Source organism: Microbacterium oxydans (genome assembly GCF_006540085.1).
Taxonomy (GTDB): domain Bacteria; phylum Actinomycetota; class Actinomycetes; order Actinomycetales; family Microbacteriaceae; genus Microbacterium; species Microbacterium oxydans.
Map to the genome: position 1 here is coordinate 128033 of NZ_BJOG01000004.1, position 18081 is coordinate 146113.

Consider the following 18081-nt stretch of genomic DNA (forward strand, 5'->3'; position numbering starts at 1 on the left):
GTCGTCAACCGTGGAGCGCGAGCCAGGCATATGCTTGCGCCTCCCACTGTCCGTACCTCTCGGGATAGGCCGAGATCTGGACCGCCTGAGCAGCGTCGGTGAAGGTCATGTTCTCCCAGCCGGGGATGTCGAGAAGCCCGCGGGTCACCTGGCCGTTGGGGTCGCTCTGCCCTCCGTAGAACACGCGAGTGCTCCGATCGGCGTCCATGATCTGCGCCGACGTTCCCCAGCCGGTGCTCGGACGCTGCTGGAAGATGCCGAGTGAGTCGCGGTCGCCCCAGTCGAGGTTTCGCAGACCCGACTCGACCATGCCGGTGGCGAGAGCGATCGCGATCGCCCGATCGGACACCCCGATCTCGCGGCCGACGCGGATGATGAGCGCGGCGTTCGAGGCCTGCTCGGCCGTCAGCACCGCTGTCTGCGGGCCACTCGCCGCCGAGGGGGTCGCCGACGGGGCCGGTGCAGGCGCTGTCGGCGGCGTGCCCTGGAGGGAGAGGGCCTGGCCCGGGTAGATGATCGACGACGGCCCGAGACCGTTCGCGGCGTACAGCGCCTGCGTGGTGGTGCCGTACTTCTGCGCGATGCCGAACAGGGTGTCGCCTGCGACGACGGTATGGGACGCGGCGGACGCCGGGGCCGGAGCCGGGGCCGGAGCCGGGGTCGGCGCCGCGGCCGCTATGGGAGCGGCAGCAGTCGGCGCGCCGACCGAGCCGCTGATGACGAGGTTCTGGCCGGGGTAGATCACCGAGGCGCGTGTGAGCCCGTTCGCCGCGAGGACGGCATCGACGGAGGTCCCGTACTTCCGGGCGATGGCGTACACGGTGTCGCCGGAGACGACCTGATGCGTCGCGGCGGCCGCGGGAGCAGGGGCTTGGGGCGTCGCAGGGGCTGCCGGCGCGGGCGAGGGCGCGAGCGTGAGTGTCTGGCCGGGGTGGATCACCGAGCGCCAGGAGAGTCCGTTCCAGGTCAGGACATCGACCGTGCGCAATCCGAAGCGCGAGGCGATCGCCGAAACCGTGTCGCCGGGCTGGACGCGGTAGGTCGATGGTGCGGCCTCGGCGGGTGCGACGCGTGCCGGAAGAAGGCGAGGCCGCTCGACGGCAGTCGTGTCCGCGTGCACAGTCGCTCCGGCCGGCGCAGCGGTGAGAGTGGTCGCCAGTGCTCCGAGCACCGCTGCAGGCACTCCGATCTGCAGGTGTCGCGTTCGCCGTGTGGCGGTCTTCAGAGTCAAGGTCTGCCCCCTTTTTCGAGCTTTTCACGCTGACACGGATGTAAACAGAAGTCAACAGAAGTGACGCAAGTGAACAGTGTGGCTGGAGTGCCGACATGCGCAGATCATCCGGAGGTGAGATAGTGGGCGACGTGTCTGAGAACGTTGCCGGAACCCCTGCCGCCGTCGAGTGGCTGACGATGCCCGACCTCGTCGAGGTGCTCGACGAACCCCTCGGCCGTGTGCGCCGTCTGATCGATGAGCACTATCTCGTCGGCTCTCGTCGCAACGGAGCATTCGCGGTGCCGTCCGTCTTCATCGTCGACGGACACCCGCTGAGCTCACTGCGTGGCACCGTGATCGTGCTTCAGGACGCCGGGTTCACCGACGACGAGCTGATCGACTGGCTCCTCGCGGAGGAGGAGAGCCTGGGGCGTTCCCCGATCGACGCCCTGCTGGCCGGGCACAAGAGTTCCGTGCGGCGCTTGGCGCGCACGCTCGCCTGATCCGTCAGGCCGAGCGCACCGTCGCCGCTCGTGCGAGATCACGCAGCTCACCGACCGCGGCGTTGTCCAGTCGGGCGCCTGACAGGGCGCGATCGGCGTCGCGGGCATAGCCGGTGATCATCGCCTCCAGCTGATCCACGGCCCCCGAGTCGCGGATGGTGGCCTGGAGGAACGTCACCTGCTGCGGCGTGAGCTCCGGGTCGCCCAGCATCTCGTCCAGCAGGTTCCGCGCGGACGCGTCCAGCGTCTGCCTGGTGAGAGCGATCAGGACGGTTCGCTTGCCCTCCCGGAGGTCGTCCCCGGTCGGCTTGCCCGTGACGGACGGGTCGCCGAACACTCCGAGCACATCGTCGCGCAGCTGGAAGGCCATGCCGACGGGATGTCCGAAGCGGCGCAGCGCCTCCGTCTGATCAGGCTCGGCCCCGGCGAACGCGCCGCCGAGAACCAGAGGTTGCTCGATGCTGTACCTCGCGGACTTGAGCGATGCCACGCGCAACGCCCGTTCCGCGTGCAGGCTCCCGTCGTTCACGCTCCACGCCGATTCCTCGGCGATGTCGAGGAACTGACCGGTCGTGACATCCCTCCGCATCCTCGCGTATTCGGAACGCACGGCGCGTGCGTGCGGCTGCCCGTCGAGGGCCGATTCCAGCAGGTCATCGCTCCAGGCGACGAGGAGATCGCCGAGGAGGATCGCTGAGGCGCGGCCGAAGGCGTCTGCGTCGCCCGCCCATCCCGCGGCGCGGTGTGAGGCCTCGAGGGCACGGTGCGCGGCCGGACGGCCACGGCGTGTGTCCGAGTTGTCGATCAGGTCATCGTGGACGAGCGCCGCGGACTGGAAGATCTCCAGCGCGGTGCAGATGTCCCACAGTGCATCGGGCTCTGTCGCGTCGCGGTCTCTGAAAGCCGAGACGGCACGCCAACCCGCATGGCAGAAGCGCGCACGCAGGCGTTTGCCGCCGTCGAGGGTGCCGGCGGCCGCGTCGAGGAACGCCGCCGCGTCCGGACCGTAGTCCGTCGCTTCGTCCCGCATCCGCGAGAGGAAGCGGTCGAGGTGTGCGGCGACGGCGTCGGGGACGGGGGAGGAGGACGGCACGACTCCCAGCATACGTAAAGCAAGGGTGGGTCGAACTGCTAGCCCCGGACGCCTTCGCGCGCGTAGAATGGAAGGCACGATACCCGAGGGGGACGAAATGCCACTCTCCGAACAGGAGCAGCGTCTGCTCGACGAGATGGAACGCCATCTCCTTCACAATGATGCCGACGTCGTGACCGCGCCGTCCGGTGACCGAGCTCTGAGCTACCGAAATCTCGTCTACGGTGCGCTCCTGCTGCTCGCCGGTGTCGGTGGTCTGGTCGCCGGAGTCATCCTCGGCGGTGTCTGGGGAATCGTCGTCGGCGTCGTCGGTTTCGCGGCGATGCTCGCCGGAGTCATGGTGGCCGTGACGCCCGTTCGGCGGACGACCGCGACGGCACCGCGAGAGCACTCCGCACCGAAGCGACAGGAATCCGCGTCGTTCATGGATCGTATGAACGATCGATGGGATCGACGCCAAGACGGTCACTGACCTCTCTCACATCTTCACCACCGAAGCCCGGATGCTCAGCATCCGGGCTTCGGTCGTTAACGCCGGGCGGGGGAGGGTCGGCCGCTGACCCGGCAGATCCCTCCACTCATCCTCCACCTTCCTCCACCGCGGAATCTCGCGGTTTTTTGGCGTGCCCGCTCGCACTGACCGCGATCGTCTGCGGATTGGTCGTAGGTATGTGGAGGAAAGTGGAGTAAAGTGGGGCGCACCTCGAGTTGGCCGGACGCAGAGGGGGTGGTGGCCGATGTTGCTGGGTACGCACTCTCCGAAGCTGGACGACAAAGGACGGGTCATCCTTCCTGCGAAGTTCCGCGAAGACCTCGGCGGCGGCATCGTCGTCACCCGAGGGCAGGAACGGTGCCTCTACGTGTTCAGCACGGCCGAGTTCGAGGCGATGCACGAGCGGATCCGGCAGGCACCGCTCGCCAACAAGCAGGCGCGTGACTTCATGCGCCTGTTCCTCTCCGGAGCCAGCGCGGAGATGCCAGACAGCCAGAACCGCATCACCATCCCGGCGCACCTGCGTCAGTACGCAGGTCTGCAGAAGGAACTCATCGTCACCGGAGTCGGCGCCCACGCCGAGATCTGGGACGCGGAGAGCTGGAACGCCTACCTCGCCGCCGGCGAGGAGACCTACTCCGACCTCGAGCAGGAGGTGATTCCGGGACTCTTCTGACCACGGCTGTGATGCCCCGCCGCTCCCGCCCCGACACACTTCCCCGGTGCCGGGTCGAGAAGCGGAGGGGGATCAGAGCCGAAGGTCACCCCGAGAAAGATCATGAACCTCCGAGACATCCACACCCCCGTCCTGCTCGACCGCTGTGTCGAGCTGCTCGCTCCTTCCCTTCACGCGGACGGTGCGGTCCTCGTCGACGCCACCCTCGGCATGGGCGGCCACTCAGAGGCGCTGCTCGAACGCTTCCCGAACATCCGTCTGGTCGGGCTCGACCGCGACACCGATGCGCTGCGCATCGCGGGGGAGCGGCTGGCCCGCTTCCGCGACCGTGTGACTCTCGTACACACGGTGTATGACGAGATCGGCCTGCATGCGCAGGGCGCGTCCGGCATCCTGTTCGATCTCGGGGTGTCCTCCCTGCAGCTCGACGAGGCCGAGCGCGGCTTCGCGTACTCCAAGGACGCTCCGCTCGACATGCGGATGGACCAGACCAAGGGCGTCACCGCCGCCGATGTCATCGCCACGTACAGCGAAGGCAACCTCCGTCGCATCTTCGAGCGGTACGGCGAGGAGAAGCTCGCCGGCCGCTACGCCCGCTTCATCATCGAGGCACGTCAGAAGCAGCCCATCACGCGGTCGGGCGAGCTCGTCGACATCCTCATCGCGGCTACTCCCGCTGCCGCGCAACGAGCGGGCCACCCCGCCAAGCGCGTCTTCCAGGCGCTGCGCATCGAGGTCAACACGGAACTCAATGTGCTGGCCGACGCGATCCCCTCGGCCATGGATGCGCTCAGCGTCGGAGGACGCATCGTCGTGATGTCGTATCAGTCGCTCGAAGACCGCCTCGTGAAGCAGGCGTTCGCCGCCGCGGCCGCCTCATCCGCACCTGCCGGTCTTCCGGTCGAACTCCCCGAACACGCCCCGCGATTCCGCATCCTGACCAAGGGCGCAGAACTCGCCGACGATGATGAGCGCGCGCGCAACCCGCGGGCGATCCCGGTGCGTCTGCGCGCCGCCGAGAAGCTGCGGGAGAGCGCATGAGCCTGAACGCCGTCGTCCGGAAGCCGGTACAGCCGGTCGCGCCGGAGAAGACTCCGCAGCGGAAGCTGCAGCCGGTCACGCATCCCGCCGCCCGCCGCAAGCCCAAGCTCGCCTATGCGCTCGTCGCGCTGGGGGGAGCGCTCGCGATCGGCGCCGCGCAGATCGCGCTCTCGCTCGCGATCACCCAGGACTCGTTCACCCTCGCCAGTCTCTCGTCGCAGCAGCGCGAACTCAACCTCAAGACGCACGCTCTCCAGGAGGAACTGACCGGGGTCAGCTCCCCGCAGGTGCTCGCGAGCAGCGCGGCCGGACTCGGAATGGTGGTCGCCGGATCGCCGTCGTATCTGCGCCTCAGCGATGGAGCCGTCTTCGGTACCGGCGACGGCGCCGATTGGACCTCTACGGTCAACCCTGACGGCGTCGGAGCCGTGAGCAACTCGCTCATCGTGGAACCGCCGCCCCCTCCTGCACAGGAGACGGACGGCGCAGCGACGACCGAGCAGCCGACACAAGAGCTTCCGCCGTCGATCACCGACGGCCTGCCGAGCCCCACGACGCACTGACACCCACGATCGACGGAGAGATCCCATGACGACACGAGCCACCCGCGGACCGCGGCGACGCACAGTCGTCGCCCTCGCCGTCATCCTCTCGGTGCTGTGCGCCTTCGTCGTGCGGCTGGTCGACATCCAGGTGGTCAGCGCCGACGAGCATGTCTCCGACTCTCTCGAGCACATCGGGGCGAGTTCGGCCATCTCCGGACAGCGCGGATCGATCGTCGACTCCTCCGGGACAGTGCTCGCCTCCAGCGTGATGGTCTACGACGCTCAGCTCAGCCCCCAGGTCATCATGCTCATGGAGGAGAACGACCCCAAGCTGCCGTGGGCCGAGGCTTCCGAGAAGATCGCGGCCATCACCGGGCAGACCGGGGAGGAAGTGCGTGCGCTGGTGTCGAACGCCCTCGCCGAGAACCCGAACAGCCAGTACGCACCCCTCAAGAAGGGGCTGAACACCGAGCAGTACATGAAGCTGAGGGACTTGGGAGTCGGCTCCTATCTCGCACTCAAGGCGCGCGAGACCCGGGTCTACCCGAACGGCGCGGTCGCCGGGAACCTCCTCGGCTACCTCGACAGCTCCGGCGAGGCGCAGGCCGGCGTGGAGCAGCTGGACGACTCCTGCCTCGCGCCCGTCGACGGCGAGGAGAGCTATCGCATCGGCAAGGACGGGGTCGTGATCCCCGGGAGCGAGCGCACGGTCGACGCCGTGAACGGCGGCTCCGTGCAGTTGACCATCAACAGCGACCTCAACTGGTACCTGCAGCAGATGATCGCCGAGGAGGCGCAGACCCAGGGCGCCAAGGGCGGCACGGTCACGGTGGTCGAGGTGAAGACCGGCAAGATCAGGGCGGCGGCCGAATGGCCCGCGCTTGACCCCAACGATCTCGATGCTTCGACACCGGCGACGAGGGCCAGCCAGATCTTCCACAGGGACTTCGAGCCGGGCTCGACGTTCAAGGCGATCACCGCGGCTGCAGCCATCGAGGGCGCCGGCCTCACCCCCTACAGCACCGTCAGCGCGGCCTCTCGCGAGAAGTTCCCGAACGGCGCCGTCGTCAACGACGCCTTCACCCACCCCGCCTACAACTACACCCTCGCCGGCGGACTCATCGACTCGTCGAACGTCGCACTGTCGAAGTTCGGCACCATGGTGAGTCCCGAGGTCCGCTACGACTACCTCGAGCGGTTCGGGGTCGGCGACAAGACACTCGACTTCCCGTCCGAGGTCGGCGGCATCCTGCACCCCGTCAAGGACTGGGACAGCCAGTCGCTGTACACGACCACGTTCGGTCAGTACTTCACGGTGACGGCAGCCCAGCTCGCCGGCGCCTACCAGGCGATCGCCAACGGAGGAGAGAAGATCGATCTCTCGCTCGTCGAGTCGTGCACGGGATCCGACGGCAAGGTCACCACACCGGCAGATCCGAAGCACGAGCAGATCATCAAGGAGCAGACGGCAGGCGAGCTCACCCGGATGCTGGAGAACGTCGCGGTGCAGGGCGGCAATGCGGAGCGCATCCAGGTGCCGGGCTACCGCGTGACCAGCAAGACGGGTACTGCCCAGGTCTCCGACGGCAACGGCGGATACAAGTCCGGGGTGTACTACACCAGCATGGTGGGCTTCGCACCGGTCGACGATCCGCAGTACGTCGTCGTGGTCACCCTCGACGAGCCGACTAAGGTTGTATCGTCCGCGGCCACCGCATCCGCCTTCCAGAAGGCGATGACGCAGGTGATGAAAACCTATCGCGTGATGCCGTCCTCTGTCCCGATGGACGAGCTCCTCCCCAAGTTCGGATAGTCGGCGAGAGCCGCGCATGGAGATGACATGATCGCCCTGACGCTCGCTGAGATCGCCGCCGCAGTCGGCGGTGATCTTCGCGTGGTCGCACCAGACACACCCGAGACCGTGGTCGATGGCCTGGTCGACACGGATTCGCGGATGATGGGCCCCGGCTCGATCTTCGTGGCCAAACCCGGAACCGAGACCGACGGCCACCGATTCGTCGGATCCGCCGTCGAGGCGGGCGCCGTGCTGGCCATCGTCGAGCATCCCGTCGACATCGCGGTGAGCCAGATCATCGTCGCGGATGCCGTCACCGCACTCGGCGCACTCGCCAGCGAGGTCGTCGCTCGGGTCCGAGCCGCGGGTCGGCTCCGCATCGTCGGCATCACGGGATCCAACGGCAAGACCACCACCAAGAACTTCCTCGCACGCATCCTCGAGGACGAGGGCGAGACCGTCGCGCCCGTGAAGTCGTTCAACAACGAAGTCGGCGCTCCCGTCACCATGCTTCGCGTCACGGAGAGCACGCGGTACCTCGTGAGCGAGTTCGGAGCGGCGGCTCCGGGGAGCATCGCCCACCTCGCCGGTCTCGTGGAGCCCGACATCGCCGTGGTGCTGATGGTCGGCATGGCGCACGCCGGCGGCTTCGGCGGAATCGAAGCGACGGCGAAGGCCAAGGCCGAGCTCGTCGCGGCGGCCCGGGTGCCGGGGACTGCCGTCCTGAACGTCGACGACCCCAGAGTCGCGGCGATGCGAGAGCTCGCGGACTCCCGCGGGCTGCGCACGGTCGGCTTCGGCCAGGGCCCGACGGCCGATGTGCGGGCCCGCGACATCGAGGTGTCGGCCTCCGGCACCGCCTGCATCGTCGAGGTCGGCGGGCAGAGCCTGCCCCTGCGGCTCCGGGTCCTCGGGGCTCACCACATCTCCAACGCTCTGGCAGCGATCGCCTCGGCGCTGGTCCTCGGCGTCTCGCCCGTCGATGCCGTGGCTCGTCTGGAGACCGTCGAGATCGCCGAACGGTGGCGGATGCAGCCCCTGGGCAACGACCGCGTGCGGATCATCAACGACGCCTACAACGCCAGCCCGGATTCCATGGCCGCTGCCTTGCGCACTCTCGCGCAGATCACCGGCCCCGAAGAGCGCACGGTCGCCGTCCTCGGTGCCATGAGCGAGCTCGGGGAGAGCGCGGGGGAGGAGCACGACCGGATCGGGCTGCTCGCCGTGCGTCTGAACATCCAGCGGATCGTGGTCGTCGGCGCTGAGGCGCGACGGCTGTATCTCGCCGCCGTCGGAGAGGGCTCGTGGGACAGCGAGGCTGTGCATCTGCCCGACCAGGACGCGGCGTTCGAGTATCTGCGCACCGAGCTCCGCGACGGCGATCGCGTGCTCGTGAAGTCATCCAACTCCGTGGGCCTCCGGCATCTCGGCGATCGTCTGGGAGAATTGTTCTCGTGAGGTCTCTCATCATGTCGGCGGCGATCTCGCTCGCCTTCACCCTGTTCCTGACCCCCGTCTTCCTCCGGCTCTTCCGGAAGTGGGGCTGGGGGCAGGTGATCCGCACCCCGGAGTCCGTCCACAACCCGAGCCACGAAGCGAAACGCGGAACGCCGACGATGGGCGGCGTCATCTTCATCGTCGGCTCGATGGTGGGCTACTTCACCGGTGTTCTGGTCAGCGGAGAGGTGCCGGCGCTCTCGGCGCTGCTCGTGATCTGGCTGATGGTCGGTTTCGGTGCCGTCGGGTTCATCGACGACTACATGAAGGTGCGCAGCCAGCGCAGTCTCGGACTGTCGGGCTGGCGCAAGGTGATCGGTCAGCTGCTGGTCATGATCCCCTTCGGCATCGTCGCGCTGAATTTCCCGAACAAGTGGGGCCAGACGCCGGCGAGTTCCGCGATCTCCCTGTTCCGCGACATCACCTGGCTCAACCTCTTCGCCTTCGGCGTGATCCTCGGGTGGATCCTCTATCTCGTGTGGATCTCGATCATCGGGGTCGCCACCTCGAACAGCGTGAACCTGACGGACGGTCTCGACGGTCTCGCGGCCGGAGCCGGCGTCATCGTCGTCGGCGCGTACAGCCTCATCGCCTTCTGGCAGTTCAAGCAGCCCTGCATCGGCGGAGACCCCGATGCCCTGGGCGGATGCTACGAAGTGCGCGACCCGTTCAACCTGGCGATCATCGCCGCGTCCTTCGCCGCCAGCCTGATCGGATTCCTGTGGTGGAACGCCCCCAAGGCGAAGGTCTTCATGGGCGACGTCGGATCCATGGCGATCGGAGGTGTCATCACCGCGATGGCCATCCTGACCCGGACCGAGCTGCTCCTGCTCGTGATCGCCGGTGTCTTCGTCCTGTCCTCCGGTTCGGTCATCCTGCAGCGCGCATACTTCAAGATCACGCGCGGCAAGCGGCTGTTCCTGATGAGCCCGTTCCACCACCACCTCGAGATGCGCGGCTGGTCCGAGGTCACGATCGTGGTCCGCATGTGGATCATCGCCGGGCTGCTCGCCGTCTCTGCCGTCGGTCTGTTCTACGTCGAATGGCTGACCCGTGTCGACTGATCGGCTGGCAGGCCTCACCAGCTGGAACGCCGACTGGAGCGGCCTGCGGGTCGCCGTGCTCGGCCTCTCCATGACCGGGTTCTCGGTCGCCGACACGCTGGCCGAACTCGGCGCGGACGTGCTCGTGCTGAGCGAAGCCGCCGAAGAGGAGTACGAGCGTCTGCTTCCTGTCATCGGCGCCCGGCTCGAGCTGGGTCCGCTTGCAGAAGTCCCTGCCGTGCTGGTCGAGTTCGCCCCCGAGGTCATCGTCGCCTCGCCGGGGTTCTCGCCGTCGCACCCGGTCATCCGATGGGCGCAGGATTCGGATGTCGCGATCTGGGGAGACGTCGAACTCGCCTGGCGCGTCCGTGACAAGGTCCTGCGCTCCGACGGCACACCGGCGGACTGGGTGCTCATCACGGGCACGAACGGCAAGACCACGACGACCCAGCTGACAGCCACCCTCCTCGTCGAGGGAGGACTGCGTGCGGCTCCGTGCGGCAACATCGGTGTGCCGGTGCTCGACGCGGTACGCGACCCCGCAGGGTTCGACGTCCTCGTGGTCGAACTCTCCAGCCATCAGCTCTGGTACCTGGGGCAGTCGCGGGCCGAGGGGGAGCTCTTCCCCTACGCGTCCGTGTGCCTCAACCTCGCCGACGATCATCTCGTCTGGCACGGTAGTGCTCAGGCCTACCGCGACGCGAAGGCCGTGGTCTACCGCAACACCCGGATCGCGTGCGTCTACAACAAGGCGGACGAGGCCACACGGCAGATGGTCGAGGAGGCGGAGGTCGTCGAAGGCGCCAGGGCGATCGGCTTCGACCTGGGGATCCCCGGTCCGAGCGACCTCGGCGTGGTTGAGGGCCTTCTCGTCGACAGGGCCTTCCTCGACGACCGGTCTCGCAGCGCTCTCGAGCTGACGACCGTCGCCGACCTCGAGGCTGCGGGTCTCGCCGCTCCCCATATCGTGCAGAACATCCTCGCAGCGAGCGCCTTGGCGCGGTCGCTCGGCGTCGAGCCCGAGGCCATCCACACGGCCCTGCAGTCCTTCCGCCTCGATCCTCACCGCATCCAGGTGATCGCGCGGCATCGCGGCATCACGTGGATCGACGACTCCAAGGCCACCAACCCGCATGCGGCCGCGTCATCATTGCGCGCGTACCCGGGAGCCGTATGGGTGCTCGGCGGGGATCTGAAGGGGGTCGACATCTCCGACCTCGTCGCCGACGTCGGGACGACAGCCCGGGCGGCCGTCGTGATCGGCGTCGAGCGCTCTGCCGTGGTCACGGCATTCCGGCGACACGCGCCCGGGGTGCCGGTGTTCGAGGTCGATGCTGGTGACACTGGACAGGTCATGAACCGTGTCGTGGAGATCGCCGCGGGAATCGTCGACGACGAGGGAACAGTCCTGCTGGCCCCGGCGGCGGCATCCTTCGATCAGTTCTCCGGCTACGCGGAACGGGGCCATCGCTTCGCCGAGGCGGTGCGGGACTGGATCGACCGGGGGAGTGCCGATGACACAGGTATCCCGCCCTCCGCGCTCTGAAGCCGGCGGTCTCGCTGCCAGGGTCTCGCTGGGACGCCGGTTCACCCCGGTGTCGACCGAGTTCCTGCTGATCGCGTCCACCGCCCTGCTGCTCACTCTGTTCGGCCTCGTGATGGTGTTGTCGGCGACCAGCGCCACCGCCGTGTCCAAGGGCGTCAATCCGCTGGACGGTGTGCTTCGTCAAGGGGTTTTCGCACTCCTCGGCATCCCGCTGATGTTCCTGATCAGCCGCCTGCCGATCGAGTTCCTCAAGCGGATGGCGTGGCCGGCACTCTTCGGCGCCGTGGCCCTACAGATGCTGGTGTTCACCCCGCTCGGGATCGAAGACGGCGGAAACCGGAACTGGATCCGGATCGCCGGCTTCACGCTCCAGCCGTCCGAGTTCCTCAAGCTCGCTCTCGCCCTGTGGATCGCGGCCGTGCTGCTGCGCAAGCGCGCGATGCTCGGCACCTGGCATCACGTCTTCATCCCGGTGATCCCGGTCGGGGCACTGGCGATCGGCACCGTCCTCGCGGGGAAGGACCTCGGCACGGCGATGGTCCTGGTGCTCATCCTGCTCGGCTGTCTGTTCTTCTCGGGGGTCAAGCTCCGGCTGTTCATTATCCCGCTGATCCTCGGCGTCGTCGCCGTGCTCGCCTATGCGCTGTCCAGCGAGGATCGCATGCGGCGCATCACCGCGACGTGCGACAACATGGCGCTCTACTACACCGATTGCTACCAGTCGATCCACGGGATCTGGGGAATGGCGACCGGTGGCATCTTCGGTCTCGGTCTCGGCAACTCGCAGGAGAAGTACGGGTGGCTCCCTGCGGCGGGCAACGACTTCATCTTCGCCATCGTCGGCGAGGAGCTGGGACTGATCGGGTGCATCGTCGTTCTCGCCCTCTTCACGTTCTTCACGATCGGCGCGTTCCACATCATCCGCAAGACCTCCGACCCCTTCATCCGGGTGGCGGCCGGCGGCATCACCGTGTGGATCGTCGGTCAGGCCGTCATGAACGTCGGCGTCGTCATCGGCGTCTTCCCCGTCATGGGTGTCCCGCTCCCATTCATGTCGCAGGGCGGTACCGCTCTGCTCGCCGTGCTGATCGCGTGCGGTGTGCTGCTCGCATTCGCGCGCACGATCCCTGTGACCGAGAAGCGACCAGCTGAGCGGGGTAGGGTCACCAGGTGACTTCGTATCTCCTCGCCGGCGGTGGCACCGCCGGTCACGTCAATCCCCTGCTCGCGGTCGCCGATGGCCTCCGCGCCCGCGATCCCGAGGCCACCGTTCTCGTGCTCGGCACTGCCGAGGGGCTCGAATCCCGTCTGGTCCCTGCACGCGGCTACGAGCTCCTCATCGTCGACAAGGTGCCGTTCCCGCGCCGACCGAACAAGCAGGCGATGTCGTTCCCCGCACGGTTCCGTCGCGCCGTCTCCCAGGTGCGCGCCCATATCCGTCAGCACGGCATCGACGTGGTCGTCGGCTTCGGGGGATACGCTTCCGCGCCTGCCTATGTCGCCGCTCGCCGTGAGCGCGTGCCGTTCGTCGTGCACGAGGCCAATGCCAAGCCGGGGTTGGCGAACGTGCTCGGTGCGCGGCGGGCAGCTGCCGTCGGCGTCGCGTTCGAGGGGACCCCGCTTCGTGGTGGCGAGGTCGTCGGCATGCCTCTGCGCCAAGAGGTCATCGCTCTGGACCGCGCGGCGTCGCGCGCTGAAGCGGCGGACTACTTCGGTCTCGACCTCGAACGGCCCGTCCTCCTGGTCTTCGGCGGCTCGCTGGGCGCGCAGCGACTCAATGAGGCGCTCGCTGATTCATGGCGAGACGTCCTCGACGCCGGATGGCAGCTGCTGCACGTGACCGGTGAGCGCAGTGATCTGGCAGATCCCGGTACGGGCGGCTACGTGCTGCGCCGCTACGTCGACCGCATGGATCTTGCCTTCGCCGTCGCGGATCTGATCGTCTCCCGTTCCGGTGCGGCGACGGTGAGCGAGGTGAGCGCGCTGGGGATACCCGCGCTCTACGTCCCGTACTCCGTGGGAAACGGCGAGCAGCGCCTGAACGCCGCATCGGCCGTCGCTGCCGGAGCTGCCGAGCTGCTCGACGATGCGACCTTCGACGGCGATGCCGTGCGGCGCATCGTGGTGCCGCTGCTCGAAGACCGGGCGCGGATCGCGGAGATGGCTGCGGCTGCCCAGACGGCCGGAACCCGCGCAGGAACCGAGAACGTCATCACCCTCATCGACCGTGCACTCGCGGCTGCCTGACGCGTCCACGAAGCGGAAGAAAAGTAGACTGAAGCGGACATGATCAGACCCGACCTCTCCCTCCCCATTCCTGAGACGATCACCTCCGCGCACTTCATCGGCATCGGTGGATCCGGGATGAGCGGACTCGCCAAGATGTTCCTCGACGCGGGCATCCGCGTGTCCGGCAGCGACCGCGCAGACAGCGACAACCTGCGGGCGCTGGCCGCCGCGGGGGCGACGGTCCACGTCGGTCATGATGCCGCCCACCTCGGTGATGCCGACACGGTCGTGCACACCGGCGCCATCTGGCCGGAGAACCCCGAGTTCGTCACCGCCAAGGAGCGGGGCCTCCACGTCATCCACCGGTCCCAGGCTCTGCACTGGCTGATCGGCACGCGGCGCCTCGTCTCGGTGGCGGGTGCGCACGGCAAGACCACCTCGACGGGCATGATCGTCACGGCGTTGCGCGACCTCGACGCCGACCCGCACTTCGTCAACGGCGGCGTGATCGAGCAGCTCGGCGTGTCCAGCGCCACCGGGAGCGGCGACCTCTTCGTCATCGAGGCAGACGAGTCCGATGGCACCTTCCTCCTGTACGACACGGCTGTGGCGCTCATCACGAACGTCGACCCCGACCACCTCGACCACTACGGCTCCGACGAAGCCTTCCATCAGGCGTTCGTGCAGTTCGCGGACGCCGCGACCGAGGCCGTGGTGATCTCGAGCGACGACGCCGGCGCACTGCGCGTCGGTGCGGGCCTTTCGCACCCGAACGTGCTCACCTTCGGGCAGGCAGACGGCGCGGATGTGCGCGTCACCGACATCGTGGCTGCGGGACCGGTCGCCGCCACGCTGACGCACGGCGACGAGCACGCCCGCATGCAGCTCGCCGTCCCCGGCATCCACAACGCGATCAATGCGGCCGGCGCCGTCGCCGTTCTCCGCGCCCTCGGCTATCCGCTCGCCGACGCCGTTCGCGCGGTGGAGGGCTTCGCCGGTACGGTGCGTCGCCTCGAGCAGCACGGCGTCGAGCGTGGGGTCACCGTGTACGACGACTACTCGCACCACCCCACGGAGGTGCGAGCAGCGCTCGAAGCCATGCGCAGCATCGCCGGGTCCGGTCGGATCATCGCGATCCAGCAGCCTCACACCTACTCGCGCACGCAGCACATGTACCAGGAGTTCGCCGACGTCCTGGAGCAGTTCGCCGACCACACCGTGATGCTCGACGTCTACGGGGCCAGAGAAGACCCCGTTCCCGGTGTCACGGGCGAGCTCGTCAGCGGTGCCTTCCGTGACCCGTCGCACGTCCACTATGTCGCAGACTGGCAGCAGGCCGCCGACTACACCGCCTCGGTCGCGCGAGACGGCGACTTCGTCGTCACGCTCGGGTGCGGCAACGTCTACCAGATCATCCCGCAGGTCCTGGACTCTCTGCGCCGGACCGACGAGGAGTAGCCGATGCGCCGGCCCGCACCGCTTCCGACCAGCCCGGAGTCTCCGGACGAGAAGGACGCCGCGCCGGAGGAGAGGTCCCGTCGGCGGCGACGCGATCCCGGAGCCGGTCAGGACACTCCGTCGACTCCTGACCCGGCACCCGGCGAGGAGCCGGACAGCACCTCGGTCGGCGACCCGCAGCCGACGTCGACGATGGATGTCTGGCGCGCGGCACGTGCGCGTCGAAAGGCTCTTCGTGCGGAGATCCGGCGTTTCACGCAGAGGTCGCGGCGGCGGAGGATCGTCTGGTTGAGCAGCATCGGCGCCGCACTGCTGCTGGTCGGGGGCAGCGTCGCCGCGGCGTACAGTCCGCTGTTCGCCGTGCAGAAGATCACCGTCGAAGGTGCCACGAGTCTCGATCCCGCCGCGATCGAGGCGGCACTGGGGGATCAGCTCGGCACTCCACTCGCACTGGTCGACTCCAGCAAGGTGAAGGCCGCGTTGCTGGGCTTCCCTCTCATCGAGACATACGCCCTCGAAGCGCGCCCGCCGCATGACCTCACCGTGCGGATAGTCGAGCGCACTCCCGTCGGCGTGCTCCGCTCCGACGCCGGTTACACACTGGTGGACGCCGCCGGCGTGGTCCTTTCGACCACCTCCGATCAGCCGGCAGGGCAGCCGGTGCTCGACGTCGTCGGGGGTGTCGAATCGGCGGCGTTCCGGAGCGCTGGCCTCGTCGTGCGCACCCTTCCCGCGGACGTCCGCGCCGCTCTGACCGGCGTCCGCGCGACGACGGCGGACGACGTGACCCTCACCCTCAACGGCGGGCTGACGGTGGTCTGGGGGAGTGCGGAGGAGTCGGCGCTGAAGGCCGTCGTGCTCTCGAAGACGATGGCGGCGAATCCGGCGGCGGGCTCGATCGACGTGACGTCTCCCGAAGTCGCCGTCGTCGGCTGAGTGCTTTCGTCGGGAATGGGGCGACACGCCCGTGTCTTCGCGCGTGCACGGCCGGGCGGCGCTTACCTTCGATCAAAGAGAACGCAATACCGGGAAATACTTTACACCTCTAGTTGAGGTTTAAGGTTCACCCACTTCCAGGCTCGAATAATCGGAGGCCGGCCATGAGCCAGAACCAGAACTACCTCGCCGTGATCAAGGTCGTCGGCGTCGGCGGTGGCGGCGTCAACGCCGTGAACCGCATGATCGATCTCGGCCTCCGCGGAGTCGAGTTCATCGCCGTGAACACCGATGCGCAGGCGCTGCTCATGAGCGACGCCGACGTCAAGCTCGACGTCGGCCGTGAACTCACCCGCGGTCTCGGTGCAGGTGCCGATCCCGAGGTGGGGCGTCGTGCCGCCGAGGACCACGCCGAGGAGATCGAGCAGGCGCTGACCGGGGCCGACATGGTCTTCGTGACGGCGGGAGAGGGTGGCGGTACCGGAACCGGCGGTGCGCCCGTCGTGGCACGCATCGCGAAGTCCATCGGCGCCCTCACCATCGGTGTCGTGACCAAGCCGTTCTCCTTCGAGGGTCGCCGTCGCCAGAGCCAGGCTGAGGCCGGCGTCTCCAAGCTCAAGGAAGAGGTCGACACCCTCATCGTGGTGCCGAACGACCGTCTCCTCGAGATCAGCGACCGCGGTATCTCGATGATCGAGGCGTTCGCCACGGCCGACCAGGTACTCCTCGCCGGTGTGCAGGGCATCACGGATCTCATCACGACCCCCGGTCTCATCAACCTCGACTTCGCCGACGTCAAGTCCGTGATGCAGGGAGCAGGCTCCGCGCTCATGGGCATCGGCTCCGCTCGCGGTGCAGATCGCGCGATCAAGGCCGCAGAGCTGGCTGTGGAGTCCCCGCTCCTCGAAGCGAGCATCGAGGGTGCGCACGGCGTTCTGCTGTCGATCCAGGGTGGTTCCAACCTCGGTATCTTCGAGATCCATGACGCGGCAGACCTCGTCAAGGAAGCCGCTCACCCCGAGGCAAACATCATCTTCGGTACCGTCATCGACGACACGCTCGGCGACGAGGTGCGCGTGACCGTGATCGCAGCAGGCTTCGACGGCGGTGAGCCCTCGCTGCGGCTGGACCCGATGGTCGTCTCCCGGCCCTCGACGACTCCGCTCCCCGAGGTGGCGCTCGACGAGGAGACGGACAACAAGCCTGAGCCGGTCAAGCCCGAGCCGATCCAGCAGCGCGTCCCGACCACCAGCATCGAGCCGGCTTTCGCGGACGACGACATCGACATCCCTGAATTCCTGAAGTGACCTCTCCGGTCGACGGCCCTGGGCTCGCGCCTCTAGCTGCGCGGCTGTCGGCGATCGATGACAGGATCGCCGCAGCCGCGCAAGCCGTGGGACGCAATCACGACGAGATCACCAGGATCGTGGTGACGAAGTTCCATCCGGCGTCGCTGGTGCGTGATCTGCACGAGCTCGGAGTGCGCGACGTCGGCGAGAACCGTCAGCAGGAGCTGTCGGCGAAGGAGAGCGAGCTCACCGAGCTGGATCTGCGATGGCATTTCATCGGCCAGGGCCAGACCAACAAGGCGAGTGCGATCCGACGGAGCGCGTCAGTCGTGCATTCGGTCGATCGCGACCGCTTCGCCGACGCCCTGCACCGCGCGGCCGATGATGACGATCAGCTCGATGTGCTGGTGCAGATCAACCTCACCGACGATCCCGGCCGCGGGGGAGCGGCGCCGGCGCAGGCGGTCGCTCTCGCGGAGCACGTCCTCTCGCTGCCGTCGTTGCGCCTGCGCGGCGTGATGGCGGTGGCGCCGCTCGACGAGGAGCCTGCCTCCGCCTTCGCACGATTGCACGGCATCGCGGAGAGCGTCCGTGCGATCGACCCTTCGGCATCGTGGATCTCTGCCGGGATGACGGGGGACTTCGTCGAGGCGATCGCCGCCGGCGCGACACACCTGCGGATCGGTTCCGCAATCACCGGCCCCCGGCCTGACCGGGGTTAACC

General features: G+C 67.9%; 17 protein-coding genes. 15 read left to right on the forward strand and 2 right to left on the reverse strand.

Annotation, left to right across the window (positions count from 1 at the left end; genetic code table 11):
- Positions 1-4 precede the first annotated feature (4 nt).
- Entirely contained in the window at positions 5-1231 is a 1227-nt protein-coding gene (locus tag MOX01_RS08525; protein ID WP_141369268.1) for a LysM peptidoglycan-binding domain-containing protein, read from the reverse strand.
- A 122-nt stretch (positions 1232-1353) separates the two neighbouring features.
- Here MOX01_RS08525 and MOX01_RS08530 point away from each other — a divergent pair, with 122 nt between their 5' ends.
- Positions 1354-1716: an Rv2175c family DNA-binding protein gene (locus tag MOX01_RS08530; RefSeq protein WP_371861849.1), complete on the forward strand. Its 363-nt coding sequence runs from the start codon at positions 1354-1356 to the stop codon at positions 1714-1716.
- A gap of 4 nt (positions 1717-1720) precedes the next feature.
- Here MOX01_RS08530 and MOX01_RS08535 read toward each other — a convergent pair whose 3' ends face one another.
- On the reverse strand, positions 1721-2809 hold the full coding sequence (locus MOX01_RS08535; protein WP_230977921.1) for a polyprenyl synthetase family protein: 1089 nt from the start codon (positions 2807-2809) through the stop codon (positions 1721-1723).
- A 97-nt stretch (positions 2810-2906) separates the two neighbouring features.
- On the opposite strand from MOX01_RS08535, the gene MOX01_RS08540 reads away from it, so the two are divergent.
- From MOX01_RS08540 to MOX01_RS08605, 14 genes are all read left to right on the forward strand, one after another.
- A complete protein-coding gene (locus MOX01_RS08540) occupies positions 2907-3281 on the forward strand; it encodes an SCO2097 family morphological protein (RefSeq protein WP_046749329.1) in 375 nt (124 codons plus the stop codon).
- Positions 3282-3546: 265 nt separating this feature from the next.
- Positions 3547-3978, forward strand: a complete 432-nt coding sequence (mraZ, locus tag MOX01_RS08545) for a division/cell wall cluster transcriptional repressor MraZ (RefSeq protein WP_017830220.1) — start codon at positions 3547-3549, stop codon at positions 3976-3978.
- 102 nt (positions 3979-4080) lie between these two features.
- Entirely contained in the window at positions 4081-5019 is a 939-nt protein-coding gene (rsmH, locus tag MOX01_RS08550) for a 16S rRNA (cytosine(1402)-N(4))-methyltransferase RsmH (RefSeq protein WP_046749328.1), read from the forward strand.
- Complete coding sequence (ftsL, locus tag MOX01_RS08555) at positions 5016-5582, forward strand: cell division protein FtsL (RefSeq protein WP_046749327.1); 567 nt, start codon at positions 5016-5018, stop codon at positions 5580-5582. Before rsmH ends, ftsL begins: the two co-directional genes overlap by 4 nt.
- A 25-nt stretch (positions 5583-5607) precedes the next feature.
- Positions 5608-7377, forward strand: coding sequence for a peptidoglycan D,D-transpeptidase FtsI family protein (locus tag MOX01_RS08560; protein ID WP_058632795.1), 1770 nt, complete (start codon positions 5608-5610; stop codon positions 7375-7377).
- A gap of 27 nt (positions 7378-7404) precedes the next feature.
- On the forward strand, positions 7405-8817 hold the full coding sequence (locus MOX01_RS08565; protein WP_141369270.1) for a UDP-N-acetylmuramoyl-tripeptide--D-alanyl-D-alanine ligase: 1413 nt from the start codon (positions 7405-7407) through the stop codon (positions 8815-8817).
- On the forward strand, positions 8814-9920 hold the full coding sequence (mraY, locus tag MOX01_RS08570; protein WP_046749324.1) for a phospho-N-acetylmuramoyl-pentapeptide-transferase: 1107 nt from the start codon (positions 8814-8816) through the stop codon (positions 9918-9920). The genes MOX01_RS08565 and mraY overlap by 4 nt, the downstream gene beginning before the upstream one ends.
- Entirely contained in the window at positions 9910-11445 is a 1536-nt protein-coding gene (murD, locus tag MOX01_RS08575; protein WP_141369272.1) for a UDP-N-acetylmuramoyl-L-alanine--D-glutamate ligase, read from the forward strand. The genes mraY and murD overlap by 11 nt, the downstream gene beginning before the upstream one ends.
- Positions 11414-12619, forward strand: coding sequence for a putative lipid II flippase FtsW (gene ftsW / locus MOX01_RS08580; protein ID WP_046749429.1), 1206 nt, complete (start codon positions 11414-11416; stop codon positions 12617-12619). The genes murD and ftsW overlap by 32 nt, the downstream gene beginning before the upstream one ends.
- A complete protein-coding gene (locus MOX01_RS08585; protein ID WP_141369274.1) occupies positions 12616-13692 on the forward strand; it encodes a UDP-N-acetylglucosamine--N-acetylmuramyl-(pentapeptide) pyrophosphoryl-undecaprenol N-acetylglucosamine transferase in 1077 nt (358 codons plus the stop codon). The genes ftsW and MOX01_RS08585 overlap by 4 nt, the downstream gene beginning before the upstream one ends.
- 39 nt (positions 13693-13731) lie before the next feature.
- Positions 13732-15132 carry a UDP-N-acetylmuramate--L-alanine ligase gene (gene murC, locus MOX01_RS08590; protein ID WP_058632800.1) on the forward strand — a complete coding sequence of 467 codons (1401 nt, stop codon included), beginning with the start codon at positions 13732-13734 and terminating at the stop codon, positions 15130-15132.
- 3 nt (positions 15133-15135) lie between these two features.
- Positions 15136-16068 carry a cell division protein FtsQ/DivIB gene (locus tag MOX01_RS08595; RefSeq protein ID WP_141369276.1) on the forward strand — a complete coding sequence of 311 codons (933 nt, stop codon included), beginning with the start codon at positions 15136-15138 and terminating at the stop codon, positions 16066-16068.
- A gap of 164 nt (positions 16069-16232) precedes the next feature.
- Entirely contained in the window at positions 16233-17375 is a 1143-nt protein-coding gene (gene ftsZ, locus MOX01_RS08600) for a cell division protein FtsZ (RefSeq protein WP_046749319.1), read from the forward strand.
- Entirely contained in the window at positions 17372-18079 is a 708-nt protein-coding gene (locus tag MOX01_RS08605) for a YggS family pyridoxal phosphate-dependent enzyme (RefSeq protein WP_082682712.1), read from the forward strand. The genes ftsZ and MOX01_RS08605 overlap by 4 nt, the downstream gene beginning before the upstream one ends.
- Positions 18080-18081: the final 2 nt, after the last annotated feature.

What these genes read in the sequence shown, in the direction of transcription:
- MOX01_RS08540 (WP_046749329.1), top strand. Translation starts at nt 2,907, where the DNA reads ATGCCACTCTCCGAACAGGAGCAGCGTCTGCTCGACGAGATGGAACGC.
- mraZ (WP_017830220.1), top strand. Translation starts at nt 3,547, where the DNA reads ATGTTGCTGGGTACGCACTCTCCGAAGCTGGACGACAAAGGACGGGTC.
- rsmH (WP_046749328.1), top strand. Translation starts at nt 4,081, where the DNA reads ATGAACCTCCGAGACATCCACACCCCCGTCCTGCTCGACCGCTGTGTC.
- ftsL (WP_046749327.1), top strand. Translation starts at nt 5,016, where the DNA reads ATGAGCCTGAACGCCGTCGTCCGGAAGCCGGTACAGCCGGTCGCGCCG.
- MOX01_RS08560 (WP_058632795.1), top strand. Translation starts at nt 5,608, where the DNA reads ATGACGACACGAGCCACCCGCGGACCGCGGCGACGCACAGTCGTCGCC.
- MOX01_RS08565 (WP_141369270.1), top strand. Translation starts at nt 7,405, where the DNA reads ATGATCGCCCTGACGCTCGCTGAGATCGCCGCCGCAGTCGGCGGTGAT.
- ftsW (WP_046749429.1), top strand. Translation starts at nt 11,414, where the DNA reads ATGACACAGGTATCCCGCCCTCCGCGCTCTGAAGCCGGCGGTCTCGCT.
- murC (WP_058632800.1), top strand. Translation starts at nt 13,732, where the DNA reads ATGATCAGACCCGACCTCTCCCTCCCCATTCCTGAGACGATCACCTCC.
- MOX01_RS08595 (WP_141369276.1), top strand. Translation starts at nt 15,136, where the DNA reads ATGCGCCGGCCCGCACCGCTTCCGACCAGCCCGGAGTCTCCGGACGAG.
- ftsZ (WP_046749319.1), top strand. Translation starts at nt 16,233, where the DNA reads ATGAGCCAGAACCAGAACTACCTCGCCGTGATCAAGGTCGTCGGCGTC.